At 41.8% G+C, this 26,209-nt stretch carries 22 protein-coding genes; 17 read left to right on the top strand and 5 right to left on the bottom strand.

What is annotated here, in order from left to right; all coding sequences use genetic code 11:
- A partial coding sequence (locus C6Y03_RS16625; RefSeq protein WP_142393305.1) for a transposase occupies window positions 1–301 on the top strand: 301 nt, incomplete at its 5' end.
- A gap of 227 nt (window positions 302–528) precedes the next feature.
- The gene (locus C6Y03_RS16620) at window positions 529–1,851 is read left to right on the top strand and encodes a CBS domain-containing protein (protein ID WP_106031188.1); all 1,323 of its coding nucleotides are present in this window, start codon (window positions 529–531) and stop codon (window positions 1,849–1,851) included.
- Between the two features lie 65 nt (window positions 1,852–1,916).
- On the opposite strand, the gene C6Y03_RS16615 is transcribed toward C6Y03_RS16620, so the two are convergent.
- Entirely contained in the window at window positions 1,917–2,219 is a 303-nt protein-coding gene (locus C6Y03_RS16615) for a YtpI family protein (protein ID WP_003216665.1), read from the bottom strand.
- Between the two features lie 147 nt (window positions 2,220–2,366).
- Between C6Y03_RS16615 and C6Y03_RS16610 the strand changes: the two genes are divergently transcribed.
- Window positions 2,367–3,308 (top strand): DHH family phosphoesterase, encoded by a 942-nt coding sequence (locus C6Y03_RS16610; protein ID WP_003216520.1) that lies wholly within the window; start codon window positions 2,367–2,369, stop codon window positions 3,306–3,308.
- Between the two features lie 51 nt (window positions 3,309–3,359).
- On the opposite strand, the gene C6Y03_RS16605 is transcribed toward C6Y03_RS16610, so the two are convergent.
- The 3 genes from C6Y03_RS16605 to ytrH form a co-directional block, all read right to left on the bottom strand.
- Window positions 3,360–3,545 carry a YtzJ family protein gene (locus C6Y03_RS16605; protein WP_003216400.1) on the bottom strand — a complete coding sequence of 62 codons (186 nt, stop codon included), beginning with the start codon at window positions 3,543–3,545 and terminating at the stop codon, window positions 3,360–3,362.
- Between the two features lie 109 nt (window positions 3,546–3,654).
- Window positions 3,655–4,158, bottom strand: a complete 504-nt coding sequence (ytrI, locus tag C6Y03_RS16600) for a sporulation membrane protein YtrI (protein ID WP_060596986.1) — start codon at window positions 4,156–4,158, stop codon at window positions 3,655–3,657.
- Window positions 4,155–4,496: a sporulation membrane protein YtrH gene (gene ytrH / locus C6Y03_RS16595; RefSeq protein WP_034661856.1), complete on the bottom strand. Its 342-nt coding sequence runs from the start codon at window positions 4,494–4,496 to the stop codon at window positions 4,155–4,157. The genes ytrI and ytrH overlap by 4 nt, the downstream gene beginning before the upstream one ends.
- 137 nt (window positions 4,497–4,633) lie before the next feature.
- Here ytrH and dnaE point away from each other — a divergent pair, with 137 nt between their 5' ends.
- The 7 genes from dnaE (at window position 4,634) to C6Y03_RS16560 (ending at window position 15,066) form a co-directional block, all read left to right on the top strand.
- Window positions 4,634–7,969, top strand: coding sequence for a DNA polymerase III subunit alpha (gene dnaE / locus C6Y03_RS16590; protein WP_106039644.1), 3,336 nt, complete (start codon window positions 4,634–4,636; stop codon window positions 7,967–7,969).
- Between the two features lie 141 nt (window positions 7,970–8,110).
- Window positions 8,111–9,343 (top strand): NADP-dependent malic enzyme, encoded by a 1,233-nt coding sequence (gene ystJ, locus C6Y03_RS16585; protein ID WP_034661854.1) that lies wholly within the window; start codon window positions 8,111–8,113, stop codon window positions 9,341–9,343.
- Window positions 9,344–9,647: 304 nt separating this feature from the next.
- Complete coding sequence (gene accD / locus C6Y03_RS16580; RefSeq protein WP_106039643.1) at window positions 9,648–10,523, top strand: acetyl-CoA carboxylase, carboxyltransferase subunit beta; 876 nt, start codon at window positions 9,648–9,650, stop codon at window positions 10,521–10,523.
- On the top strand, window positions 10,508–11,485 hold the full coding sequence (gene accA, locus C6Y03_RS16575) for an acetyl-CoA carboxylase carboxyl transferase subunit alpha (RefSeq protein WP_034661852.1): 978 nt from the start codon (window positions 10,508–10,510) through the stop codon (window positions 11,483–11,485). The genes accD and accA overlap by 16 nt, the downstream gene beginning before the upstream one ends.
- A 341-nt stretch (window positions 11,486–11,826) precedes the next feature.
- Window positions 11,827–12,786 (top strand): 6-phosphofructokinase, encoded by a 960-nt coding sequence (pfkA, locus tag C6Y03_RS16570; RefSeq protein WP_012010865.1) that lies wholly within the window; start codon window positions 11,827–11,829, stop codon window positions 12,784–12,786.
- A gap of 27 nt (window positions 12,787–12,813) precedes the next feature.
- Window positions 12,814–14,574 (top strand): pyruvate kinase, encoded by a 1,761-nt coding sequence (pyk, locus tag C6Y03_RS16565; RefSeq protein WP_066030563.1) that lies wholly within the window; start codon window positions 12,814–12,816, stop codon window positions 14,572–14,574.
- A gap of 102 nt (window positions 14,575–14,676) precedes the next feature.
- The gene (locus tag C6Y03_RS16560; protein ID WP_060596983.1) at window positions 14,677–15,066 is read left to right on the top strand and encodes an FxsA family protein; all 390 of its coding nucleotides are present in this window, start codon (window positions 14,677–14,679) and stop codon (window positions 15,064–15,066) included.
- Window positions 15,067–15,091: 25 nt separating this feature from the next.
- On the opposite strand, the gene ytvI is transcribed toward C6Y03_RS16560, so the two are convergent.
- On the bottom strand, window positions 15,092–16,210 hold the full coding sequence (ytvI, locus tag C6Y03_RS16555; protein WP_106039642.1) for a sporulation integral membrane protein YtvI: 1,119 nt from the start codon (window positions 16,208–16,210) through the stop codon (window positions 15,092–15,094).
- 100 nt (window positions 16,211–16,310) lie between these two features.
- Between ytvI and C6Y03_RS16550 the strand changes: the two genes are divergently transcribed.
- From C6Y03_RS16550 to polA, 7 genes are all read left to right on the top strand, one after another.
- The gene (locus tag C6Y03_RS16550) at window positions 16,311–16,775 is read left to right on the top strand and encodes a DUF441 domain-containing protein (protein ID WP_007501699.1); all 465 of its coding nucleotides are present in this window, start codon (window positions 16,311–16,313) and stop codon (window positions 16,773–16,775) included.
- Window positions 16,776–17,150: 375 nt separating this feature from the next.
- Window positions 17,151–18,269, top strand: a complete 1,119-nt coding sequence (citZ, locus tag C6Y03_RS16545; protein WP_034661848.1) for a citrate synthase — start codon at window positions 17,151–17,153, stop codon at window positions 18,267–18,269.
- A 149-nt stretch (window positions 18,270–18,418) separates the two neighbouring features.
- Window positions 18,419–19,690 carry an NADP-dependent isocitrate dehydrogenase gene (gene icd, locus C6Y03_RS16540; protein ID WP_008346060.1) on the top strand — a complete coding sequence of 424 codons (1,272 nt, stop codon included), beginning with the start codon at window positions 18,419–18,421 and terminating at the stop codon, window positions 19,688–19,690.
- Between the two features lie 34 nt (window positions 19,691–19,724).
- A complete protein-coding gene (gene mdh / locus C6Y03_RS16535; protein WP_034661844.1) occupies window positions 19,725–20,663 on the top strand; it encodes a malate dehydrogenase in 939 nt (312 codons plus the stop codon).
- 186 nt (window positions 20,664–20,849) lie between these two features.
- A complete protein-coding gene (locus C6Y03_RS16530; protein ID WP_066030564.1) occupies window positions 20,850–21,578 on the top strand; it encodes a response regulator transcription factor in 729 nt (242 codons plus the stop codon).
- Window positions 21,571–23,313 (top strand): two-component system histidine kinase PnpS, encoded by a 1,743-nt coding sequence (gene pnpS / locus C6Y03_RS16525; protein WP_106038060.1) that lies wholly within the window; start codon window positions 21,571–21,573, stop codon window positions 23,311–23,313. Before C6Y03_RS16530 ends, pnpS begins: the two co-directional genes overlap by 8 nt.
- 255 nt (window positions 23,314–23,568) lie before the next feature.
- On the top strand, window positions 23,569–26,208 hold the full coding sequence (gene polA / locus C6Y03_RS16520; RefSeq protein ID WP_060596979.1) for a DNA polymerase I: 2,640 nt from the start codon (window positions 23,569–23,571) through the stop codon (window positions 26,206–26,208).
- Window position 26,209 lies beyond the last annotated feature (1 nt).

Here is a 26,209-nt window from a genome sequence, read left to right as displayed (position 1 = left end):
CGTATCGTGTCCTTTCCTTGAGAGCTGTACAAGATCGAAAAATCATCAAAAAGTGATCTCAAGACATGTATGGGAGGAACACAAAGAAAAGATCAGACAAAATCGTCTGTCTGCCTCTGGAAAAGAGATATATATAAAAAGAAAAGAAAAAATAGAGCGAAGCTTTGCAGATTCAAAACAACTGCACGGGCTTCGCTACTGCCGGTTGAGGGGAAAACAAAACGTGAGTGAGCAAGTGCTTCTCACAGCTGCCTGTCAAAACATGAAGAAGATTGCCACACACCTAGCGAAGCTAGGCTAGGTGTGTGGGAGGCCTTTTTCATTAAATCTCATCCATCATAATTACGATGAAAATAAAAAAGATTGTAGAAAAACATGAGTTTCTCTACAATCTGAAAGCCGGCATTCCAATGCCGGCTTTTTTTGTTTACGTGTATCGTGCTGAAAAAGACAAATTGCTATTAAAAGCCTCCTGCCCTTATAATGAAACATAGATGAAAACGCTGAAAACAAAAAGGGTGAACGGGATTGGCGACAAAGCATGAACAAATTTTATCGTATATTGATTCATTAGATGTTGGAGAGAAAATTTCTGTCCGGCGTATTGCGAAAGAAATGAAAGTGAGTGAAGGGACCGCTTACCGGGCCATCAAGGATGCTGAAAATAAAGGATTCGTCAGTACCATTGAACGAGTTGGTACCATTCGGATTGAACAGAAGAAAAAAGAAAATATTGAAAAGCTGACATATGCAGAAGTGGTCAATGTTATTGATGGACAGGTGCTTGGAGGACGAACGGGCTTACATAAAACATTAAACAAATTTGTCATCGGTGCGATGGAGCTTGATGCGATGATGCGCTACACGGCAGCTGGAAACCTGCTGATTGTCGGAAACCGGATCAATGCACACAGACAAGCATTAGAGGCAGGAGCAGCTGTGCTGGTCACGGGCGGCTTCTCAACAGATGATGAAATCATTCAGCTCGCAGATGAGCTTGAGCTGCCGATCTTATCGACAAGCTACGATACATTTACCGTAGCAGCTCTCATAAACCGAGCCATTTATGACCAACTCATAAAAAAAGAGATTGTGCTTGTGGAAGATATTTTAACGCCGATCGAACGAACGGTGTATTTATCACCAGAGGATAAGCTTGAAAAATGGTATGAAAAGAATTATGAAACTGGCCATGGCCGTTTTCCGGTCGCAGACGACCAAATGAAAATTCACGGAATCCTCACCTCAAAGGATATCGCGGGGCATGACCGCTCTACACCGATTGAAAAGGTGATGACGAAAAATCCGCTGACAGTCATTGGAAAAACCTCTGTCGCCTCTGCTGCTCAAATGATGGTATGGGAAGGCATTGAGGTGCTGCCAGTCGTAGATGATTATGCGAAACTAATTGGGATGATCAGTCGTCAGGATGTGCTGAAGGCGCTTCAAATGATTCAAAAGCAGCCGCAGGTCGGCGAAAAACTGGATGATGTTGTCTCAAGAGGCTTTAAAGATACCGATACAGATAAGCCAAAGGCAGATGCTGTGTATCAATATGAGGTCACACCCCAAATGACAAACCAGCTTGGAAACATTTCATATGGAGTGTTCACGCAAATTTTAATTGAATCCGCCAACCGCTTCTTAAAGTCTCATAAAAAAGGGGAGCTGATTGTCGAAAGTCTCTCTGTCTACTTCTTAAAACCGGTTCAAATGGAATCCACGATACAGATCAAGCCAAATATTTTAGAAGTAGGACGCAAGTTTGGAAAGCTGGAAGTGGAGGTTTATCATCAATCGAATATCGTTGGTAAAGCGATGCTGATGGTGCAGCTCATGGAGAGAGGATAATCGTAAAGGCGATGATGAAAAAGACAAAGGGCTAAAATAAACATCATTTTAGCCCTTCTCTCTTATTATGCGTGATCTTTTTCGCCTTCCTTTAAAAAGAGCGGAAGGTAATGCTTGTAGGCTTTATATCCAGCCCACGTACTGCCGATACCGACAGCAACAAAAATAAATCCAATGACAAATGCGAGTGACGAGCGGTTTAAAAATAATTGATTCACACCGAAGAGCAGGACAAAGCAGCCAAGTGCCATACTGGATTTCGCCGACCAGAATTTCTTTTCGACTGGACGGTTCGTACGGACATTCTTTGCTTTGTAGTATAAATAAAACATGGCAGAACAAATAATAAACACAATCAAAACAAGCATGTGCCAAGCCTCCATTGTAAGTGGTTACAACCCTATTTTAAACGTAAATAGGCTTGCTTACTAGAATAAATTGTCTATTTCTCACTTTTCCGTCAGGATAGATTATGATTTAATAATAAAAAGAGTATCGGATAAGAAGGAGTTTTTATGAAAAAAGAACTGATTAGAACCATATCATTATATGACACCATCATCATTCATAGACATGTAAGACCAGATCCAGATGCGTATGGATCGCAGTGCGGCCTTACGGAAATCTTGCGTGCCACCTATCCAGAAAAAAATATTTATGCGACAGGAACCCCGGAGCCATCCCTTTCATTTTTGTATGAACTTGATGAGGTGCCGGATGACGTGTACAAAGATGCCCTTGTCATTGTCTGTGATACAGCCAATCAAGCAAGAATTGACGATCAGCGCTATTCAATGGGCGATAAGCTGATGAAAATTGACCATCATCCAAATGAAGATCCGTATGGTGATTTGCTTTGGGTGGATACAGAGGCAAGCTCTGTGAGCGAAATGATTTATGAATTGTATTTAGAGGGGAAAGAAGAAGGATATCAGCTGAATACAAAGGCGGCTGAACTCATTTATGCCGGCATTGTAGGAGACACAGGCCGCTTCCTTTTCCCAAACACGACGAAAAAGACACTCAAATATGCTGGAGAACTTATTGAATATCCATTTTCATCTTCAGACCTTTTCAATCAATTGTATGAGACGGATCTGAATGTCGTGAAATTAAATGGCTATATTTTTCAACATATTTCTTTGTCAGAGAATGGGGTCGCCTCTGTTTTCATTAAGCAGGATATTTTGGAATCGTTCCAAACAACAGCGCAGCAAGCCTCACAGCTTGTTGGGACACTTGGAAATATTGCAGGGATTAAGGCATGGGTCTTTTTTGTGGAAGAAAACGATCAGATTCGTGTTAGATTCCGCTCGAAAGGCGTCGTCATTAATACCATTGCGAAAAAATATCATGGCGGCGGCCACCCGCTTGCAGCTGGTGCGTCTATTTATGATTGGGCCGTGGCAGATGAGATTTTGCGTGATTTAGAAGAAGTATGTAAATCATCATCATGAGAGAGGGGGGCTTCAAGTCCCCTCTCTCTTTTTTTGTCATGGAGAAAAGGGTTACTTGCATACAGGGATAAACCAGCAGCCGATGTCAGTTGAATCTTCATAGGCTTGGAGATTTTGATGCTTTAATTCTTTTTTAATTAAATGAGCCATCATTTCTGTCTCAGCATAAGCGCACATACCGTCTTTGATCCGGCTTGCTTTGTCTCGTGCCATTTGACGATAGCTGTAAACCTCCATTGTCCTCACCTCTTTCTGTTTTAGATCTCGTTCTACTTTTAGTGTATAAAAATAATGAGGGAAAAGCGATCATTGAGGGCAGAAATTCATAAAAATTCCACATGATCATTTATTCAGCAAATGAAATGCGCACTTCAAGTGAAAGCTTCGTATAAATCGTCAGCTCTGTCACTTTGGCGCGGTATGCCTTTTCCCGAATGGTATATTCTTTGTTTTCCACCGTCCGTTTTAATAATTCCTTTGTTTTATAGACACTTTCAATATCCTTTGTAATGACCTCTGAGATATCCTCTTTGACCTGATCTTCAAATTTCAGTGTATCTGGCTCTGGGATTTTATATTGCTCACGATTGACGAGATGGACATCTACGCTTTGGATCAGCAGCCGTTTCTTATTATCCTCATTTAACTTATGCAAATCTTCCCGATAGAGTGTGATTTGTTCTTTCAGACTGTCCATATGGTGCTGCTGGCTTCTAAGCTGTGTCACCTGCTTTTCCTGAAAGGTTCCGTATGTAAAGAGGAAAATGAGCCAGCTCACAATCGCGCCAAACATCATCCCTGCAAAAAAACGCTGCCAGCCTGGACGTTTGTACAGCTCCGGCACCCTCATGATGACACATGCTCCTGTGTGAGCCACGTAATAATGAGATAACCTGTTTGCGCACCGCCCATGGCAGAGACAATTAATAAAATCTGCTTGAAAATATCACGCGTGTTCCCTTCGAAAATGCCTCTTTCAAAGCTATAAACGGCATCAAAAGTTCCACCGATAGCTGCGACAAGCGCCCAAATCTTTAAACGGTTGGCAAGACTCGTAATAATGGATAAAGGCGGCTGACCAGATAAATAAGCACCAACACCACCTATGATGGCACCGCCCAAAATGACCCCAAGAGCAATAAAATAACAGCTAATAAAATTCGGAATAAAAGCTTCCTTCACATCCATTGTGTCCACCTCACTCTATTCAATATATGGTGTGTGCGGGACAAGTATGAACGGACAGAAAAGAAAGAACATTTGTTTCTCACCGCATCGCGTTTTATAATGAAAGAATGACTTTAGACGAAAGGAGTGGATTAAGCATGTCTTATGTTCATCTTCAGGTCCACAGTGGATACAGCTTATTAAGCAGTGCGGCAAAAGTAAAGGAGCTCGTGCTGAAAGCAAAGGAACTTGGCTGCAAGGCGCTCGCTCTTACCGATGACCATGTGATGTATGGAACGGTTGAATTTTATAAGGAATGTAAAAAACATGGCATCAAGCCGGTCATCGGTTTAACAGCTTCTGTCTTCATAGATGAACAAGAGACAGAGTCTTATCCCTTGGTACTCCTTGCCAAAAACAATGAAGGCTATCAAAACTTGATCAAAATCAGCAGTGTGCTGAAATCAAAATCAAAAGCTGGACTGAAAGAAAAATGGCTGAAAAGCTATCACCGCGGGCTCATTGCCATTACGCCAGGCGCTTCTGGCTACATTGAAACGCTGCTTCAGCATGATCAGATAGAAGAAGCGCATGATGCGGCGAAACAATTGAAAGATATTTTCGGTGAGGGACATGTGTACATCGCACTTCAGCCATTTCAGCAAGACGAATCGCTTGCCGGTAAACTCAGGGACGTCTCAAAAAGTGCGGAGATTCCTCTTGTTGCGACGGGAGATGTCCACTATATCAATCGAGAAGACAAAACCGCCTATACGTGTTTAAAAGCCATTAAAGCAGGGCAGCAGCTGTCAGAGATTGAGGAAGACCGAGGAGAAAAGCATTTCAGAACCCTTGAAGAAATGAAGGAATGGTATGCGCAAGGTGAGGAGCTGCTGACAAGAACGGTGGAGATCGCAGACCGCTGTGAAGTCGATTTAAATCTTGGGCAGACAAAACTCCCTTCCTATCCGACTCCTGATCAATCAACAGCAGATCAGTTTTTACGCAAAGTGTGCGCAGAAGGGATGAAGCAAAGAAAGATTGCTTCAAATGATACGTATGTGAAAAGACTTGAGTACGAACTGAGCATTATCCAAAAAATGAATTTCAGTGATTATTTTCTCATCGTGTGGGATTTTATGAAGTATGCCCATGACCAAGGCATTGTCACAGGGCCAGGACGGGGATCTGCAGCAGGGTCACTTGTTGCGTATGTATTGTTTATTACAGATGTTGATCCGCTCCGTCACGGTCTGTTGTTTGAGCGTTTCTTAAATCCTGAGCGAATCAGTATGCCAGATATTGATATTGATTTCCCCGATACGAGAAGAGATGAAATCATTTCTTATGTAAAAGACAAATACGGAGACATGCATGTGGCACAAATTGTCACGTTTGGAACACTTGCAGCAAAAGCAGCCTTAAGAGATGTCGGACGTGTGATGGGGATTGATTCAAAGGCAGCGGACCGTCTTGCAAAGCTGATTCCGTCAAAGCCAGGAACGACGCTGAAAGAAGCGGTGACTGCATCCCCTGAATTAAAAACGATGCTCCAGCAATCCGAGGAGCTTCGAAAGGTCTTTCAAACCGCTTTAAAGGTTGAAGGCTTGCCAAGACATACCTCGACACATGCAGCCGGCGTTGTGCTGAGCGAGGAGCCGCTGACAGAGGTCGTTCCAATTCAAGACGGCCATGATGGTGTGTATTTAACGCAGTATGCGATGAATTATTTAGAAGATCTCGGACTTTTAAAGATGGATTTCTTAGGACTAAGAAACTTAACCTTAATTGAATCCATTAAAAACCAGATTGAAAGACAGGAAAACGTCCACATTAACTTTAGTGACATTTCATATGAAGATCAGAAAACATTTGAATTGTTATCAGCGGGAGATACAACTGGGATTTTCCAGCTTGAATCACAAGGAATGCGTCAGGTGCTGAGACGCCTGAAGCCCTCTAGTTTAGAAGACATCGTGGCGGTCAATGCCCTCTACCGTCCAGGTCCAATGGAGAATATCCCGCTCTTTATCGACCGAAAGCACGGCAGAGTCAAGGTCTCTTATCCGCATCCTGATTTGTATGACATTTTAAAGGACACATATGGGGTTATCGTCTATCAGGAGCAAATCATGCTGATTGCGGCGAAGATGGCAGGCTTTCAGCTGGGCGAGGCAGATCTATTAAGAAGAGCAGTTTCGAAGAAGGATAAAAAGGTCCTTGATGAAGAGCGAAGCCATTTTGTTGAAGGATGCCTAAAAAAGGAGTATCCTGTTAACATTGCAAATGACGTTTATGACTTAATCGTCAAATTTGCAAACTATGGTTTTAATAGAAGCCATGCTGTTGCATATAGCATGATTGGCTTTCAGCTTGCTTACTTAAAAGCGCATTATCCGTTATATTTTATGTGCGGACTTTTAACGAGTGTGATTGGAAATGAAGACAAAGTCGCTCAATATTTCTATGAGGCAAAGGAAAAAGGGATATCTGTGTTGAAGCCTTCTATTAATAAGAGTGAATTTCCATTTACGGTTGAAAAAGGGGAGATCCGCTACAGCTTAAGAGCGATCAAAAATGTCGGAGTGTCAGCTGTAAAGGATATATACAGGGCAAGACAGGAAAAGCCGTTTGAAGATTTATTTGATTTTTGCGCAAGAGTATCAGCAAAGAGTGTCAACCGAAAAACGATTGAAGCGCTCATTTTTTCAGGGGCGATGGATGAGCTTTATCCAAATCGTGCTTCGTTATTGGCATCAATAGATATTGCATTAGACCACGTGTCATTTTTAAATCCAGATGATCAACTGGACTTTCTGGGGGATACAACCTTCTCCATTAAGCCAAAATATGCGGAGATAGAAGAACTGCCGCTTGTCGATCTCCTGCAATTTGAAAAAGAGGCACTTGGGTTATATTTATCAAATCATCCTGTACAAACGTACCGAGATCGCTTAAGAGAGAATGGTGCAGTGGAAATCATCAGACTTTCTTCCTATATAAAGCGAAAGATCTCAATGGGTGGTCTTTTGACAAAAGTGAAATCGATTCGGACAAAAAATGGACAATCGATGGCATTTGTCACATTTGGGGATGAAACGGGAGAAATGGAAGGCGTCGTCTTTCCAGAGCAATTTAGAAAGCTGTCCCCCTTACTTGAGGAGGGCGCCATGCTTTATGTTGAAGGCAGAATAGATGTCAGAAATGACAGCAGCCAAATCATCGTGCAAGAAGCCGTTCTGCTTGAAGAGATGGGCACACAAAGAAAAGAGTCTGTCTACATTCGGGTGAAAGAAGAAAACCATACGCAGGAACTGCTAGAGCAAGTAAAGCGGGTGATCTCGATGCACAGCGGAGAAGCAGATGTCTATTTGTATTATGAGAAGCAAAAAAAGACAGTGAGACTTCCAGATGCATACAAGGTTCATGCAGATCATGCTGTGATTTTCCAGTTAAAAGAGCTGCTCGGTGAACAAAACGTTGTGATTAAATGATGACAAATCACCTGAATATGTTTTACAAATTCACCTATTGTGTTATCATTTTAAAGATTCTGTGTATTTAAAACTGCCAGTATGTGCTTATCAACTTAGCAATTCATTAAATCATTTTCCACTTGAAGGAGTGTTCTACACATGTCATTAAGAGAAGAAGCATTACATATGCACAAAGAGAATCAAGGCAAACTCGAATCAAAATCAAAAGTACAAGTGAAAAATGCAAAAGACTTGAGCTTGGCTTACTCACCTGGTGTTGCAGAACCATGTAAAGATATTTATGACGACACAAGCAAAGTGTATGATTATACAATGAAAGGCAATATGGTCGCTGTTGTCACAGACGGAAGCGCTGTTTTAGGGCTTGGTAATATTGGGGCAGAAGCATCTCTACCAGTAATGGAAGGAAAAGCTGTATTATTCAAAAGCTTCGCGGGCGTTGATGCCTTCCCAATCGCGCTTGCGACAAACGATGTAGACAAAATCGTTGAAACAGTAAAGCTTCTTGAGCCAACGTTTGGCGGTGTCAACCTTGAAGATATTGCAGCTCCAAACTGCTTCATTATCGAAGAGCGCTTGAAAAAAGAGACAAACATTCCAGTGTTCCACGATGATCAGCACGGAACAGCGATTGTCACAGTAGCAGGACTTGTAAATGCCCTGAAACTGTCTGGAAAATCAATGTCCTCCATCAAAGTGGTGGCAAACGGCGCTGGAGCAGCGGGAATTGCGATTATCAAGCTTCTATATCATTTCGGTGTACGTGATATCATCATGTGCGATACAAAAGGCGCAATTTACGAAGGCCGCCCGAACGGTATGAATACAGTGAAAAATGAAGTCGCTAAATTCACGAACCAAGACCGTAAAGAAGGTTCATTAGAAGAAGTCATTGAAGGCGCAGACGTCTTCATCGGGGTTTCAGTAGCAGGCGCTTTAACAAAAGAAATGGTTGGAAAAATGGCAAAAGATCCTGTCATCTTCGCTATGGCGAATCCAAATCCAGAGATCATGCCAGAAGATGCACATGCAGCAGGTGCAAGTGTTGTAGGAACTGGCCGTTCTGACTTCCCGAACCAAGTGAACAACGTACTGGCATTCCCAGGAATTTTCCGCGGAGCATTAGATGTACGTGCAACTCACATTAACGAAGAAATGAAAATTGCAGCCGTTGAAGCGATTGCTTCTCTTGTTTCAGATGAGAAATTGTCAGCTGAATACGTCATCCCTGAACCATTTGATGCACGTGTAGCACCAGCGGTAGCAAAAGCGGTAGCAAAAGCAGCAATGGAAACTGGCGTTGCAAGAATCAAAGTCGATCCAGAAGCAGTCGCTGAAAAAACAAGAAAATTAACGATTATCGGCGAATAATCAATTGGAAAAGTGTGCACGTTCTTTCTGAAATTGGAGGAAAGACGTGCACCATTTCCTCTCTTACGCGAAAATTTTTTCATCCGGAATGATATTTTTTTGTAGACGTTCACAATTCACATATATCAACTGCTCAGCGCCCCAAACACATACTCATTTCTCATCAATTCCCCATTGAAAAAATTGAATGAAGGATGACAGCGTTTGACAAAAAAAGTACAATAGTTTCGGTACAGTTATGACATGTCCTATAATAGTGGATGTGCGTGTAAAGAAAAAACCCTTCAAAAAGGGAGGTAGTCATTTGTCAATCAAAAATATTTTCAGTAAAAAGAAAAAATATGCATCTGTACCCTCTGAACAGGCAAGCCAAGATGTGCCTGAAGGCATCATGACCAAATGTCCGCAATGTAAAAAAATAATGCTCACCAAAGAATTAGATAAAAATTTACGTGTTTGCATGAATTGCGGCAGACATTTGCAAATGAATGCAAAGCAGCGTATTGATAGCCTTGTAGACGAAGGCACATTTGAAGAATTTAACGGGCACCTGATCTCAGAAAACCCGCTCGGATTCCCAGGCTACGAAGAAAAGCTTGAGAAAGACAGAGAAAAAACGTCTTTGAATGAAGCCATTGTCACAGGTCAAGGTGAAATTGAAGGCCAGCGTGCTGTGATCGCTGTCATGGATGCCACATTCCGTATGGGCAGCATGGGCTCGGTTGTTGGTGAGAAGATCACACTGGCGATTGAGAAAGCAAAGGCGGACAAGGTGCCATTTATCATCTTTACTGCATCGGGCGGAGCGAGAATGCAAGAGGGGATCCTCAGTCTCATGCAGATGGCAAAAACAAGCTCAGCATTAAAACTGTTCAGCGAGGACCGAGGTTTGATTATCTCTGTGATGACCAACCCGACAACTGGCGGTGTATCAGCTAGTTTCGCCTCTCTTGGTGATTACAACTTTGCAGAACCTGGTGCTTTAATTGGGTTTGCAGGCCGTAGAATCATTGAACAAACAATCCGTGAAGACCTGCCAGAGGACTTCCAAACGGCTGAATTTTTGTTGAAGCATGGACAGCTGGATGCTGTCATTCATCGTGCAGAGATGAAAGAAACACTAGGCCGAATCTTAGCATTACACAGCACAGGAGGTGAACGAGAGTGGCTGGAGAACTAGAATTTGAAAAACCTGTCATTGAACTTCGAGCGAAAATTGATGAACTGAAAAAGTTCACACAAAACTCTGAAATGGATTTAAGTGCAGAAATTGAGCGCCTTGAAACACGTCTGAGCAAGCTTGAAGCAGACATTTATACAAATTTAAAGCCGTGGGACAGAGTGCAAATTGCTCGTCATGCGATGCGTCCAACAACTCTCGATTACATTCAAGAGCTGTTTGACAACTTTTTCGAATGTCATGGTGACCGTTTCTATGGTGATGATGAAGCCATTGTTGGAGGAATCGCCACGTTTAAAGGGCTTCCTGTCACAGTCATTGGCCATCAGCGCGGAAAAGACACAAAAGAAAACTTGCGCCGTAATTTCGGAATGCCTCATCCAGAAGGCTACCGTAAAGCGCTGCGCTTGATGAAACAAGCAGATAAATTTAATCGCCCGATCATTTGCTTTATTGATACAAAAGGAGCTTATCCTGGGAAAGCAGCTGAAGAACGCGGACAAAGTGAAGCAATTGCGAAAAACCTATTCGAAATGGCAGGACTTCGTGTACCGGTTGTCTGTATTGTCATCGGAGAAGGCGGAAGTGGCGGCGCACTAGGCTTAGGCGTAGGAAACCACCTATACATGCTAGAGAATTCAACGTATTCAGTGATTTCACCTGAAGGTGCAGCAGCACTGCTCTGGAAGGACTCATCACTTGCGAAAAAAGCTGCAGAGACAATGAAAATTACCGCTCCAGACCTAAAAGAATTAGATATTATAGATGATGTTATTAAAGAAGTGCAAGGTGGAGCACATCGAGACGTGAAACAACAAGCAGCCTACATTAAAAAAACATTAAAACAGTCACTTACATCTTTGCTCAAACTAACACCTGAAGAACTAGTCGAACAAAGATATCAAAAATACAAAGCAATCGGGAAAGTATCGGTTGAAAATCAATATATTGGGGTAAACTAAATAAACGTACAGCCTTTTTGGCTGGCGTTTATTTTTTTCATCCTTTTTCATGAAAACCGTCCTCATGTAAGCGCTATTTGAAAATAATTTTCTTTTGTTTTCATAAAATTTGAAACGTCTGAAAACCTTGATATGATAAGCTTTAGAAGGATCGATCTTCCTCGTTTTTGAAAGAATTGCTTTCATGACTTTCTTAACTTTTGTTTAAAAACGGTTTATTTAATTGTATAATAAGTACGGTTTTAGAAATACGTATTGAAAACATCCGGTTTTGCTCATGATTGTTTTCAAGCAGTGGAAATGGTATGTTTAATTCATATATGGTCTCTGAGGTGAAAAAGATGAAGCGTATAGGAGTTTTAACGAGCGGTGGGGATTCCCCAGGAATGAATGCAGCTGTGCGCGCAGTTGTAAGGAAAGCGATTTACCATAATGTTGAAGTTTACGGTATTTATAATGGATATTCAGGTCTAATTAACGGTAAAATTGAGAAACTTGAAATAGGTTCAGTTGGCGATATCATTCATCGTGGAGGAACAAAACTTTACACGGCAAGATGCCCTGAATTCAAGACAGTTGAAGGTCGTGAAAAAGGCATTGAGAACTTAAAAAAATTCGGTATTGAAGGACTTGTTGTGATCGGCGGAGACGGTTCATTCATGGGAGCGAAGAAATTAACTGAGCTTGGTTTTCCATGTGTAGGTGTCCCGGGTACAATCGACAACGATATCCCAGGTACTGATTTCACTATTGGCTTTGATACAGCACTGAATACAGTCATTGACGCCATTGATAAAATTCGTGATACAGCCACATCTCATGAACGTACATACGTAGTGGAAGTAATGGGAAGACATGCTGGTGATATTGCTCTTTGGTCAGGTCTTGCAGGCGGAGCCGAATCTATTTTGATTCCTGAAGCAGACTATGACATGGATGAAATTATTGCGAGGTTAAGAAGAGGGCACGAGCGCGGCAAGAAGCACAGTATCATTATCGTCGCAGAAGGCGTAGGCAGCGGTGTTGAATTTGGTAAGCGGATTGAAGAGGAGACAAGCCTTGAAACCCGTGTATCTGTCTTAGGACATATTCAGCGCGGAGGTTCTCCAAGCGCATTTGACCGAGTACTGGCAAGCCGTTTAGGAGCATACGCAGTAGAACTTCTTCTTGAAGGAAAAGGCGGACGCTGTGTGGGCATTCAAAGCAACGAACTCGTTCACCACGATATTTTAGATATCTTAGATAAAAAACATACAGTCGATCAAAATATGTACCGACTTTCACAAGAGCTCTCTATATAAAACGAGAAGACCTTAGGAGGAACAGTAATGAGAAAGACAAAAATCGTTTGTACAATCGGTCCAGCAAGTGAAACCATTGAAAAGCTGACTGAATTGATTGAAGCAGGAATGAATGTAGCCAGACTAAACTTCTCTCATGGAGATTTTGAAGAGCATGGTGCACGCATTGAAAACATTCGTAAAGCAGGTAAAACATTAGGCAAGGACATTGCGATCCTTCTTGATACAAAAGGTCCAGAGATCCGTACACGTACAGTTGAAAACGGCTCAATTGAGCTAGTCGCTGGTGCAGATCTTATCGTGAGTATGGAAGATATTGTTGGAAATACGGAAAAAATTAGTGTGACGTATGAAGATTTAATTCATGATGTAGAAGTGGGCTCAACGATTCTATTAGATGATGGTCTTATTGGTTTAGAAGTGAAAGAAATTAACATGGACCGCAAAGAAATCGTCACAAAGGTCATGAATACAGGCACGCTCAAAAACAAAAAAGGTGTAAACGTACCAGGTGTAAGTGTGAACCTGCCAGGTATTACAGAAAAGGATGCCAATGATATTCTGTTCGGAATTGAACAAGGCGTCGATTTCATCGCTGCTTCTTTTGTTAGACGAGCTTCTGATGTCCTTGAAATTCGTGAGCTTCTTGAAAAGAATAATGCAGCTGACATTCAAATCATTCCTAAGATTGAAAACCAAGAGGGTGTTGATAACATCGATGAAATCCTTGAGGTATCAGATGGTTTGATGGTTGCGCGTGGAGATCTTGGTGTAGAGATCCCGGCAGAAGAAGTACCGCTTGTTCAAAAAATGCTGATCAAAAAATGCAATCGTTTAGGCAAACCTGTCATCACAGCTACCCAAATGCTTGATAGCATGCAGCGTAATCCTCGTCCAACTCGTGCGGAAGCAAGTGACGTGGCAAATGCCATTTTTGATGGCACAGATGCGATTATGCTTTCTGGTGAAACAGCAGCAGGAACATATCCAGTGGAAGCTGTACAAACGATGCATAACATTGCATCACGTTCAGAAGATGCACTCAACTATAAAGCAATTCTTTCTCGCAGAAGCGAAGAAGTAGAAGTCAGCATTACAGATGCCATCGGTCAATCTGTTGCACATACAGCGATGAAGCTTGACGTGGCAGCGATTGTGACACCTACGGAAAGCGGTCATACAGCGAGAATGATTTCAAAATATAGACCAAAAGCACCAATCGTAGCGGTCACAGCAAACGAATCAGTAGCAAGAAAGCTGTCTCTCGTATTCGGTGTATTTGCAAAGAGCGGATCAAAAACGACGTCTACTGATGAAATGCTTGAGAATGCAGTCGAGAAGTCGATCGAAACGGGCTATGTGAGACATGGCGATTTAATCGTCATTACAGCTGGTGTGCCAGTTGGTGAAACAGGTACAACGAACTTAATGAAAGTATATGTTGTTGGTGATATCATTGCGAAAGGTCAAGGAATTGGCCGTAAATCTGCATTTGGACCGGTTGTCATTGCACAAAGCGGAAAAGAAGCAGACGAAAAAATGTACGATGGGGCGATTCTTGTCGCAAACTGTACAGACCGTGATATGATGGGTGCTTTAGAAAAAGCATCTGCCTTGATCACTGAAGAAGGCGGCTTAACAAGCCATGCAGCAGTCGTTGGACTCAGCCTTGGTATTCCAGTGATTGTGGGTCTTGACAGCGCAACAACACTGCTAAAAGAAGGCGAAGAGATCACAGTAGATCCGGCACGCGGAGCGATCTACAAAGGCCGAGCAAGCGTCCTTTAAATCATACACACGAGGGGAGTTATCTGACTCCTCTCTTTTTTTATGTTACACTAAAAAAAGTAAAACAGCTTTCGATGAAAGATACCCCATGAGGTGATATGGTTGAAAAAATATTTGCTACTATTATTGATTCTGTTCCCTGCAGTGGAAATCAGTTTATTTTTAATATCAAGTAAAATCATTGGCATTTTGCCAACGATGCTGATGATCGTGCTCACGAGTGCACTAGGTGCTTATTTTGCAAGAAAGCAAGGAATCGAAGCTTTTCAAAAAGTGCAGAGAGATTTACAGTATGGTAAAATGCCAGGCATAGCGATTGTCGATGGTTTTTGCATTCTGATTGGCGGTCTGCTGCTGCTCATTCCCGGCTTCTTATCGGATATCATTGGTGCACTGCTACTCATTCCGATGACGAGAAAGCAAATCAAGCCGCTCTTTGAACGCTGGCTTAGAAACATGTCTAATCGCAATCGCTATACGATTATTCGCTAAAGAGACCTTGAGCTCAAGGTCTCTTTTACTTTTGCATGCCGTACCGAATGTATTGATAGATATCTCTAAAAACACCTGCATTACGAAATGCCTGCCACACGACAAGGGAAGCAGGACCAATGACAAGTCCAAGAAAACCAAAGCATTTTAACCCGACAAATAATGCCACAAGCGTTGCTAAAGGATTAAGCCCAATGGACTTGCTTAAGACTTTTGGCTCTGAAATTTGTCTTTGAATGAGCACGACAATATACAAAATGCCGAGCCCGATAGCGAGTGAAAGATTTCCTGTCATAGCGGAGTAAATGATCCAAGGCAGAAAAACAGTACCGCTCCCGATATAAGGAAGTAAATCGACAAACCCAATACATAAAGCAATGACAAGGGCATGCTCGACTTTTAAGATGATCAGACCAATGACGACGAGGCCGATGGTCATAGCAACAAGCAGAAGCTGCGCCTTCATAAAACCGGTAATGGCTTTTTTGATTTCAGATAAAATGGCGCGTGTATGCTGCATCCATTTTGCGGGAAAGATACGAGAGCCATATTTTTTTAACGTAAACCAATCTTTCGTGATAAAAAAAGTCGCCAGTGCAGAAAACAAAAGGGTTGCGGCTGCATCAGGCAAAAGACCTAAAAAAGCCGGGATAAGCTCGAGCGTTTTTGAAAGAAAAGTCCCTATTTTTGCGGCAGCTTCATCGCCTAGCGCTTGGATTTGTCCTAAAATCGATTCCTTTTGACCTGCTTGAAGCGTATTAAATTGGGCGGTGACATCATGGTACAAAGGCAGAATCTTATCTGTAAAAAACCGTTCGACAATACCAATCATTTGATCAAGGTGTCCAGGCAGAACCTTTGCTAAATAAGCACTTCCTGAAATGATTTCTGCTACTAAGAGTGTGATGAAACCGGCTGCTGCCACTAAAAAGAGCAGTAGTACAATGACTACTACAATTCCTCTCGGCATTCCGGTGATCTCTTCTATTTTGCATACGGCAGGATGAATCAGGCAGGATACAATAAGTGCAATCCAAAAAGGATATAAAAACGGAAAAGACTGATATAGAAAGACAACCGCAATTACAGCAATGCTGATCATCATCAAACTTCGCAGAAAAATGGCCATATAGGCGTGATTCACACAATCCCCTCCAAAAAACAAGCATGTCCGATACTTCATTTTATTCAAAAAGATTAGTAATATGAAAAGGTCGCAATAAAAAGAAAGGAAGGGGCGGCGTATGTTTACTCAAGCAAATTTATTTTTGGTTCTTTTACTCGTTATTGCACTTATTGCAAAGAACAATTCATTAATTTTAGCGGTTTCTGTGCTGATTGCGATTAAGCTGATTGGTTTGGATCAAAAAATTTTCCCGGTTCTCCAATCAAAAGGCATCAATTGGGGTGTCACCGTCATTACAATTGCTGTGCTTGTTCCTATAGCAACAGGTGACATTGGATTTAAGCAGCTTGGAGAAGCCATGAAATCTTCTTATGCTTGGATTGCACTTGGAGCGGGTATATTAGTAGCATTAATCGCAAAAAACGGTATTGTGCTACTCGAAAATGATCCGCATATCACGGCAGCGCTTGTGTTCGGGACAATTTTGGCAGTCAGCTTATTTAAAGGTGTAGCTGTCGGTCCGCTGATCGGAGCAGGAATTGCTTATTTGGCGATGCAGGCTGTGAAATTTTTCAGCGGTTGAAAAGAGAGTGGTTCATGCCACTTTCTTTTTTATTTTTTTCTTGCGTGAGCTTTTGCAAAAAAACATAATTAAATATAATAAAAGAAGCAAAATCCCTTTATTCCATGCCTTATATGGAAGACTGGAAAAAAAAATATCAAAAAAAATTATAGTTAAACATTTAACAAATGTCTGATTATTGTTTATAATGGGAATAGGCTTAATTTTGAACTCATTGATCACACAAGAGATATGAGGCTAAAAGCGCTCTAACCGTATAGGTAAATGTAAGCATTTTCTTTTCTGAACCTGCCGTCTTATTCGGATTGGATAGCGCTTTCAAAAAGCGAGAATTCTGCAACGAAGGGGAATCTTTTTAAAAAGGGGAGATTGAACATGACAGCAACAAGAGGTCTTGAAGGTATTGTGGCAACAACTTCATCCGTAAGCTCAATTATTGATGATACTCTTACTTATGTAGGGTACAATATCGATGATTTAACTGAAAAAGCTACATTCGAAGAAATTGTCTACCTGTTATGGCACTTAAAGCTGCCGAATGAGCAAGAGCTGAGTGAGTTAAAACAGCAGCTCAATGAAAATGCTCACATTCCGCAAGAAATCATTGAGCACTTTAAATCGTATTCGCTGGACGGGGTTCATCCAATGTCTGCGATTCGTACAGCGGTATCCTTACTAGGTTTACTCGATGACGAATCAGAGATTATGGACAAAGAAGCGAATTACAGAAAAGCCATTCGTTTACAGGCGAAAATTTCTGGACTAGTCGCTACGTTTTCACGCATTCGAAAGGGACTTGAGCCTGTACAGCCAAAAGAAGAATACAGCTATGCTGCGAACTTCTTGTATATGCTAAATGGCGAAGAGCCGTCACCAGTAGAAATTGAGGCAATTGATAAGGCACTCATTCTACATGCGGATCATGAATTAAACGCATCGACATTTACAGCACGTGTATGTGTTGCTACACTATCAGATATCTACTCTGGTGTAACAGCGGCTATCGGTGCGCTGAAAGGGCCACTTCATGGCGGAGCCAACGAAGGCGTGATGAAGATGCTTTCAGAAATTGGCGAAGTTGAAAACGTAGATTCCTATATTCATGGTAAGCTAGAGAAGAAAGAAAAAATTATGGGCTTTGGCCACCGCGTATACCGTCAAGGTGACCCGCGTGCAAAGCATCTAAAAGAAATGAGCCAGCGTTTAACAAACCTCACTGGCGAGCCGAAATGGTATGAAATGTCTGTTCGCGCAGAGGAAATCGTGACATCAGAGAAAAATCTTCCACCAAATGTTGATTTTTATTCTGCATCTGTATATCACAGTCTTGGGATTGATCATGACTTATTTACACCAATTTTCGTGATCAGCCGATTCTCTGGATGGATTGCTCACATTCTAGAGCAGTATGACAACAACCGTCTCATCCGTCCAAGAGCTGACTACATTGGACCTGATCTTCAAACCTTTGTTCCGATCAGTGAAAGAGACTAATGTTTATAGAATAAGCGGGGGCTGATCCTCAGGAAGGCCAATCAGCCTCTATATCAACAAAAAACGAATCACGTGAAAAACTTCTTCGCTTGCAGACATCAAGCCAAGAAGTTTCAAATATTCACTACATAACCTGGGAGGTAATATCATTGTCACAAGGCGAAAAAATTACAGTTACTGGCGGCGTATTGAATGTACCAAATAATCCAATTATCCCGTTTATCGAAGGGGACGGAATCGGTCCTGACATTTGGAAAGCAGCATCAAGAGTACTTGAAGCAGCTGTAGAAAAAGCATATAAAGGTGAAAAGCAAATCACTTGGAAAGAAGTATATGCAGGTGAGAAAGCTTACAATAAAACTGGAGAATGGCTTCCTGAGCAAACACTTGAAGACATTCGTGAATACTTAATCGCGATCAAAGGACCACTGACAACACCAATCGGCGGAGGAATCCGTTCATTAAACGTGGCACTTAGACAAGAGCTTGATCTATTCACATGCTTACGTCCAGTTCGCTGGTTCCAAGGCGTACCTTCTCCTGTGAAACGTCCAGAAGACACAGATATGGTCATCTTCCGTGAGAACACAGAAGATATCTATGCTGGCATCGAGTATGCAAAAGGATCAGACGAAGTGAAGAAGTTAATTGACTTCTTGAAAAATGAATTAGGTGTAAACAAAATCCGTTTCCCAGAAACGTCAGGTATCGGAATCAAGCCAGTTTCTGAAGAAGGAACTTCTCGCCTTGTCAGAGCGGCTATCCAATATGCAATCGACCAAGGCCGTAAGTCTGTGACGCTTGTTCACAAAGGAAACATCATGAAATTTACAGAAGGTGCCTTCAAAAACTGGGGCTACGAAGTGGCTGAAAAAGAGTTTGGCGACAAGGTCTTTACATGGGCACAATATGATCGTATTGTAGAACAAGATGGAAAAGATGCGGCAAACAAAGCGCAAAGTGAAGCAGAAGCTGCTGGCAAAATTATTGTCAAAGACAGCATTGCAGATATTTTCCTTCAACAAATCCTAACTCGTCCAGCTGAGTTCGATGTTGTGGCAACAATGAACTTAAACGGAGATTACATCTCTGATGCTCTTGCAGCACAAGTTGGTGGAATTGGTATCGCACCAGGTGCGAACATCAACTACGAAACAGGACACGCTATTTTTGAAGCGACTCACGGAACAGCACCTAAATATGCTGGTCTTGATAAAGTGAATCCATCTTCTGTTCTTCTATCAGGCGTGCTTTTACTTGAGCACCTTGGCTGGCAGGAAGCAGCTGATCTAGTGATTCAATCTGTTGAAAAAACAATTGCATCAAAAGTCGTCACTTACGATTTTGCTAGATTAATGGATGGCGCAACAGAAGTGAAATGTTCTGAGTTTGCTGACGAGCTCATCAAAAACTTGTCTTGATTCTTAAACTTTAAAGTTAAAGGGGAAAAAGGAAATGGCAAACAAGCGTAAAAAAGTATCTGTCATCGGAGCAGGCTTTACTGGAGCAACTACAGCATTTCTAACGGCTCAAAAAGAATTAGCGGACGTCGTATTAGTCGATATCCCGCAGCTTGAGAACCCAACAAAAGGGAAAGCACTTGATATGCTGGAAGCAAGTCCTGTTCAAGGCTTCGATGCAAACATTACAGGAACTTCTAACTACGAAGATACAGCCGGTTCTGATGTCGTGGTCATTACGGCGGGAATTGCAAGAAAGCCGGGAATGAGCCGTGACGATCTCGTGTCAACAAATGAAAAAATCATGCGCAGTGTGACACGCGAAATCGTTAAATATTCTCCAGAAGCCATCATTGTTGTGTTAACAAACCCTGTTGATGCAATGACGTATGCAGTTTATAAAGAATCAGGATTACCAAAAGAAAAAGTCATTGGACAATCGGGCATTCTTGATACAGCACGTTTCCGTACGTTTGTTGCTCAAGAATTAAACCTATCTGTTAAAGATGTGACGGGCTTTGTACTTGGTGGACATGGCGATGATATGGTTCCTCTTGTTCGTTACTCTTATGCAGGCGGTATCCCGCTTGAAACATTGATTCCAAAAGATCGAATTGATGCAATTGTTGAAAGAACGAGAAAAGGCGGCGGCGAAATCGTGAACCTATTAGGTAACGGTAGTGCATATTATGCTCCTGCTGCTTCACTAGTCGAAATGGTTGAGGCGATCCTTAAAGATCAGCGCCGCGTCATGCCGACGATTGCTTACCTTGAAGGTGAATATGGCTACGAAGGCATTTACCTAGGTGTACCAACAATCGTAGGTGGCAACGGTCTTGAGAAGATCATCGAGCTTGAGCTGACAGAAGAAGAAAGAAGTCAGCTTGACCGTTCTGTTGAATCTGTTAAGAATGTCATGAAAGTATTGTCTTAATATGAATAAAAAAGAAGGCTTCTCTCATGAGGAGTCTTCTTTTTGTTTACAAAACAAATCTTGTCGAAATTTTAAATTGTCCTCTTGTTAAGCTTTCGTTAAAATGAAAGAGAAAGCATGACTTCTCGCTTTTCACATAAGATACAAAAAACGGATGCAGGGGAAATCACTAATTGGAGGCACAACATGAATAAAAAAATATTAGTTGTGGATGATGAAGAATCGATTGTAACACTTCTAAGCTATAACCTTGAAAGAGCGGGCTATGATGTCGTCACAGCAAGAGACGGGGAAGAAGCGCTTGAAAAAGCAGCAAGTGAACAGCCTGATCTCATTGTATTAGATTTAATGCTTCCGAAGATGGACGGCATTGAAGTGTGCAAACAACTGAGAATTCAAAAAATGATGTTCCCTATTTTAATGCTGACAGCAAAGGACGATGAATTTGATAAGGTGCTAGGCCTTGAGCTTGGAGCCGATGATTACATGACAAAGCCATTCAGTCCTAGAGAAGTGGGTGCTCGGGTAAAAGCCATCTTGAGAAGAGCACAGCAATCTCAGCCTGCCCCCACGCAAGAGGAGAAGGAAGAGATCATTGCAGACCAAATCAAAATTGGTGAACTGCGCATTTTACCAGAACACTACGAAGTCTATTTCCAGGAAGAACGTCTAGAGCTCACACCAAAAGAGTTTGAACTGCTGCTTTATTTGGCGAAGCATAAAGGACGTGTCCTCACGCGTGATTTATTGTTAAGTGCCGTTTGGAATTATGACTTTGCAGGTGACACTCGTATTGTGGATGTCCATATTAGCCACTTGCGGGACAAAATTGAAAAGAACACGAAAAAACCAACATACATTAAAACGATTCGCGGCTTAGGCTACAAATTGGAGGAGCCAAAGTCAAATGAGTAAAATTAGAACCCGTCTGTTTTCGGGACTCATTTTTCTCCTTTTTATTGTGTTTGTGGCACTTGGTCTTTTCTTGGACCACATGTTCCATGTTTTCTATGAAACCAAATTAACGGAACGAATGGAAAAGGAATCGAGCTTCCTAATGTCTTCCATGAATGGTGACGATCTGAAGGCGAAGCAAAACAAGGAGGTCCTCCATCAGGCAAAGCAGCATTTTGATATGAATGCGTCGATTGTGGACCTGAAGGGGAATATCATACATACAACGGGTCAAGCAGAACAAAGGGCCATCATTCGAAACACGCTGAACAATGAACGTCTCCAAACAAAAGGGGTCGTCATTGACGATGAGAAGGATGCGCTGTTTCATTATGCTGTCCCGATCCTGAAACAAAACGAACCAGCGGGTTATTTATTTCTCCATGCGTCATACGAGCCTTTAAATGAAATTGACGGTCAGCTCTGGCTTGCATTAGCCTTTTGTCTTGGCTCGGCGATTATCATCATCGTTTTCTTTGGGTACCGCATGTCGATGAAATATGTGAAACCAATTGATTATGCTACAAAGGTAGCCAAACAGCTGGAACGCGGGAACTATGATACGAATAACTATGAAGAGTTGATGATTGAAACAAGTGAACTGAATACTTCCATGAAGCGTTTGGCAGGAAGTCTTCAAGAAATGACAAGTGCCGGTGAAATGCAGAGAGACCGGCTGCAAACGGTCATTGAAAATATTGGAGCGGGGATTATTTTGATTGATAAGATGGGTTATATCCACCTAGTCAATCGAACCTTCCGCAAGCAGTTTAAGGTACAAAAGCACATTTACATGCACAAGCTGTATCACGAAGCGTTTACACATGAAGAGATTATCGAATTAATTGACGAAATTTTCATGACAGAAACGAAGGTGCGGAAGTTTTTACGTCTAGCCGTTGACATTGAACGCCGCTACTTCCAAGTGGATGGTGTACCCATTTTAAGTACAGACGATGAATGGAAAGGAATTGTCCTCGTGTTTCATGACGTGACAGAAACGAAGCAGCTGGAGCAGATGCGAAAAGACTTTGTTGCCAATGTGTCTCATGAGTTAAAAACACCGATTACATCGATTAAAGGATTTTCTGAAACCCTTCTTGATGGCGCAATTGATGACAAAGAAGCACTGACAGAATTCCTTTCTATCATTTTAAAAGAGAGTGTCCGTCTAGAAACATTGATTCAAGACTTACTTGATCTTTCTAAAATTGAGCAGCAGCAATTCAAGCTGAATATTCAAGAAGCCAATGCGACAGAAATCATCCAAGAGATTCAAGTGCTGTTAAGTCAAAAGGCTACAGAAAAAGGCATTCAACTACATGTGCGTGTCCCAAAAGAACCGGTCTATGTCATGGCAGACCCGCTAAGGTTAAAGCAAATCTTCCTCAATCTCGTCAATAATGCCCTGACCTATACACCAGAGGGAGGAAGTGTTACCATCTCAGCAAGACCGCGGAAAGGTGCCTATGAATTTGATGTAGCAGATACAGGAATCGGCATGAAGAAAAGCGAGATTCCAAGAATATTTGAGAGATTTTATCGAATTGATAAAGATAGAAGCAGGAATTCAGGCGGTACAGGTCTTGGTCTAGCCATTGTCAAACACCTTGTGGAAGCGCATGAAGGAACGATTTCTGTCCACAGCAAACAAGGTAAAGGGACGACTTTTACAGTGAGTCTGAAATCGACTTAGAGAAAAAAAGGAAAGTCACGTTAAAATTTACATGATCTTTACAATGAATTCATGTTTTGTTAAACATTCATTGATAGGATGAATAGGAACCCCTTCATCCAAGGAGCCAATTTTGGAAGGACGAAAACACTTGTTGTTTTCGTCCCTTTTTTATGCAGGCTCGACTATTTTCTTTTCAAAATAAACTTTGATAAAATGAAGATACAATGTGTGAAAGAGACGGCTGAGATGGCTCAGCCGATGGAGGATTAAAACATGACAGACAAAAAGAAATTAGTGTTAGTGGATGGAAACAGCCTCGCATATCGAGCCTTCTTTGCTTTGCCGCTATTATCAAATGATAAAGGCGTACATACAAATGCTATTTATGGATTTGCGATGATCTTAATGAAGATGCTGGAGGACGAGAAGCCTACCCATATGCTCGTCGCATTTGATGCGGGAAAAACAACGTTCCGCCACGAGACATTTAAAGAATATAAAGGCGGAAGACAAAAAACTCCGCCAGAGCTATCAGAACAAATGCCGTTCATCCGTGAACTATTAGATGCCTATCAGGTGAAAAGGTACGAGCTTCCTCAATATGAAGCAGATGATATTATCGGTACATTGGCTGTCGAGGCAGAAAAAGACGGCTTTGAAGTCAAAATCTTCTCAGGAGATAAGGACTTAACACAGCTCTCAACAGATCATACGACAGTGGCTATTACGAAAAAAGGCATCACAGAAGTAGAATATTACACACCTGCTCATATTGAAGAAAAATATGGCCTGCGACCAGATCAAATCATTGATATGAAAGGGCTGATGGGAGATTCCTCAGATAATATCCCAGGCGTCCCAGGTGTAGGCGAAAAAACAGCGATTAAATTGTTAAAGCAGTTTGAAACAGTTGAGAACCTGCTTGAACATATTGATGAAGTGAGCGGGAAAAAGCTAAAAGAAAAACTTGAAGAATATAAAGAACAAGCAGTCATGAGTAAAGAGCTGGCGACGATTCTTGTAGAAGCACCTATTGATGTGTCAAGCAAAGATTTGGCATATGAAGGCCCTCACATGGATCAAGTGATCTCTCTTTATAAAGAACTGGGCTTTCAAACGCTGCTAGAGCGTCTAGGAGAAGCACCAGAAACAGATGAACAGGTCGAAGTAGATGCATTAGAAGTGAAAAAAATGACAGCTGTAACGGACGACATGCTGACAGATCATGCAGCCCTTGTGGTAGAACAGCTTGGAGATAATTATCACGAAGCGGATTTGATCGGTTTTGCGATCCATAATGAAAATGGTGCGTTTTTTATCACGAAAGAAGATGCGCTTCAATCAGAAGCATTTAAAGAATGGGTACAGGATGAAACAAAGAAAAAATGGGTCTTTGATTCAAAAAGAGCAGTTGTCGCCCTGAGATGGCATGATGTCGATCTAAAAGGTGTCGATAATGATGTTCTGCTCGCTTCCTATGTCGTCAACCCGCAGAAATCATATGAGGACGTCGCGAGTGTAGCGAAGGAATATGGTCTGAATATCGCTCTTTCTGATGAAAAAGTATACGGAAAAGGAGCAAAGCAGGCGATTCCACCTGAAGATGAACTGAAAGAACATCTTGGACGAAAAGCAGCGGCGATCTCAGCCTTGCATGATTTAACACTTGAAGCATTAGAAAAAAATGATCAGCACGAACTGTATGAAGATTTAGAGCTGCCACTTGCTCTCATCTTAGGTGAAATGGAATCTCTTGGAGTAAAGGTAGATATAGAGCGCCTAGAGAAAATGGGTGAAGAATTAACGAAAAAACTCAAAGAATATGAAGAAACCATTCACCGCTTAGCAGGAGAAACGTTTAACATCAATTCTCCTAAACAGCTTGGCGTCATCCTATTTGAAAAATTAGGTCTGCCGATTATCAAGAAGACAAAAACAGGCTACTCGACGTCTGCAGATGTGCTTGAAAAGCTTGAAGATAAGCATGAAATCATTCGGTCCATTCTGCACTACAGACAAATTGGAAAGCTGCAATCGACCTATGTAGAAGGGTTAATGAAAGTTACGCGCAAGGATACACATAAAGTGCATACAAGATTTAATCAAGCACTCACGCAAACAGGAAGATTAAGCTCAACAGATCCGAATCTTCAAAACATCCCGATTCGTTTAGAAGAAGGACGGAAAATTCGTCAAGCATTCGTTCCTTCAAAAGAAGGCTGGCTCATGTTTGCAGCAGACTATTCACAAATCGAGCTGCGTGTGCTCGCTCATATTTCACAAGATGAGAATTTGATCGAAGCGTTTACGCAAGACATGGACATTCACACGAAAACAGCGATGGACGTGTTCCATGTCTCAGAAGAAGAAGTGACTTCCGCTATGAGAAGACAAGCCAAGGCTGTAAACTTCGGTATTGTATATGGAATCAGCGATTATGGACTTTCTCAAAACCTTGGGATCACAAGAAAAGAAGCAGCCGCTTTTATCGAACGCTATTTAACAAGCTTTAAAGGCGTGAAAACCTATATGGAAGAAATCGTCCAAGAAGCGAAACAAAAAGGCTACGTCACGACGCTTCTCAAACGCAGACGGTATATCCCGGATATCACAAGCCGTAATTTTAATATCAAAAGCTTTGCAGAACGAACAGCCATGAACACACCGATCCAAGGCAGTGCAGCTGATATTATTAAAAAAGCGATGATTGATATGGCGCGAAGGCTCAAAGAAGAAAACCTGCAGGCAAATCTTTTATTACAGGTGCACGATGAATTGATCTTCGAAGCGCCGAAAGAAGAAATCGCCATCCTTGAAAAGATTGTTCCTGAAGTCATGGAAAACGCACTTCAGCTTGATGTGCCGCTAAAAGTTGATTTTGCTTCAGGTCCATCTTGGTACGATGCGAAATAAA

It is taken from the genome of Bacillus sp. LNXM65, from assembly GCF_002998575.1.
Taxonomy (GTDB): domain Bacteria; phylum Bacillota; class Bacilli; order Bacillales; family Bacillaceae; genus Bacillus.
Note: the sequence above shows the minus strand (reverse complement) of the source record. Positions and strands in the feature narration are given on the sequence as shown.

Excerpts from the sequence above, each read along its gene's own strand:
- C6Y03_RS16615 (WP_003216665.1), bottom strand. The coding sequence starts at position 2,219 with ATGCTTGTTTTGATTGTGTTTATTATTTGTTCTGCCATGTTTTATTTA.
- C6Y03_RS16610 (WP_003216520.1), top strand. The coding sequence starts at position 2,367 with ATGAAAAAAGAACTGATTAGAACCATATCATTATATGACACCATCATC.
- C6Y03_RS16605 (WP_003216400.1), bottom strand. The coding sequence starts at position 3,545 with ATGGAGGTTTACAGCTATCGTCAAATGGCACGAGACAAAGCAAGCCGG.
- ytrI (WP_060596986.1), bottom strand. The coding sequence starts at position 4,158 with ATGAGGGTGCCGGAGCTGTACAAACGTCCAGGCTGGCAGCGTTTTTTT.
- ytrH (WP_034661856.1), bottom strand. The coding sequence starts at position 4,496 with ATGGATGTGAAGGAAGCTTTTATTCCGAATTTTATTAGCTGTTATTTT.
- dnaE (WP_106039644.1), top strand. The coding sequence starts at position 4,634 with ATGTCTTATGTTCATCTTCAGGTCCACAGTGGATACAGCTTATTAAGC.
- ystJ (WP_034661854.1), top strand. The coding sequence starts at position 8,111 with ATGTCATTAAGAGAAGAAGCATTACATATGCACAAAGAGAATCAAGGC.
- pfkA (WP_012010865.1), top strand. The coding sequence starts at position 11,827 with ATGAAGCGTATAGGAGTTTTAACGAGCGGTGGGGATTCCCCAGGAATG.
- pyk (WP_066030563.1), top strand. The coding sequence starts at position 12,814 with ATGAGAAAGACAAAAATCGTTTGTACAATCGGTCCAGCAAGTGAAACC.
- C6Y03_RS16550 (WP_007501699.1), top strand. The coding sequence starts at position 16,311 with ATGTTTACTCAAGCAAATTTATTTTTGGTTCTTTTACTCGTTATTGCA.
- citZ (WP_034661848.1), top strand. The coding sequence starts at position 17,151 with ATGACAGCAACAAGAGGTCTTGAAGGTATTGTGGCAACAACTTCATCC.
- mdh (WP_034661844.1), top strand. The coding sequence starts at position 19,725 with ATGGCAAACAAGCGTAAAAAAGTATCTGTCATCGGAGCAGGCTTTACT.
- C6Y03_RS16530 (WP_066030564.1), top strand. The coding sequence starts at position 20,850 with ATGAATAAAAAAATATTAGTTGTGGATGATGAAGAATCGATTGTAACA.
- pnpS (WP_106038060.1), top strand. The coding sequence starts at position 21,571 with ATGAGTAAAATTAGAACCCGTCTGTTTTCGGGACTCATTTTTCTCCTT.
- polA (WP_060596979.1), top strand. The coding sequence starts at position 23,569 with ATGACAGACAAAAAGAAATTAGTGTTAGTGGATGGAAACAGCCTCGCA.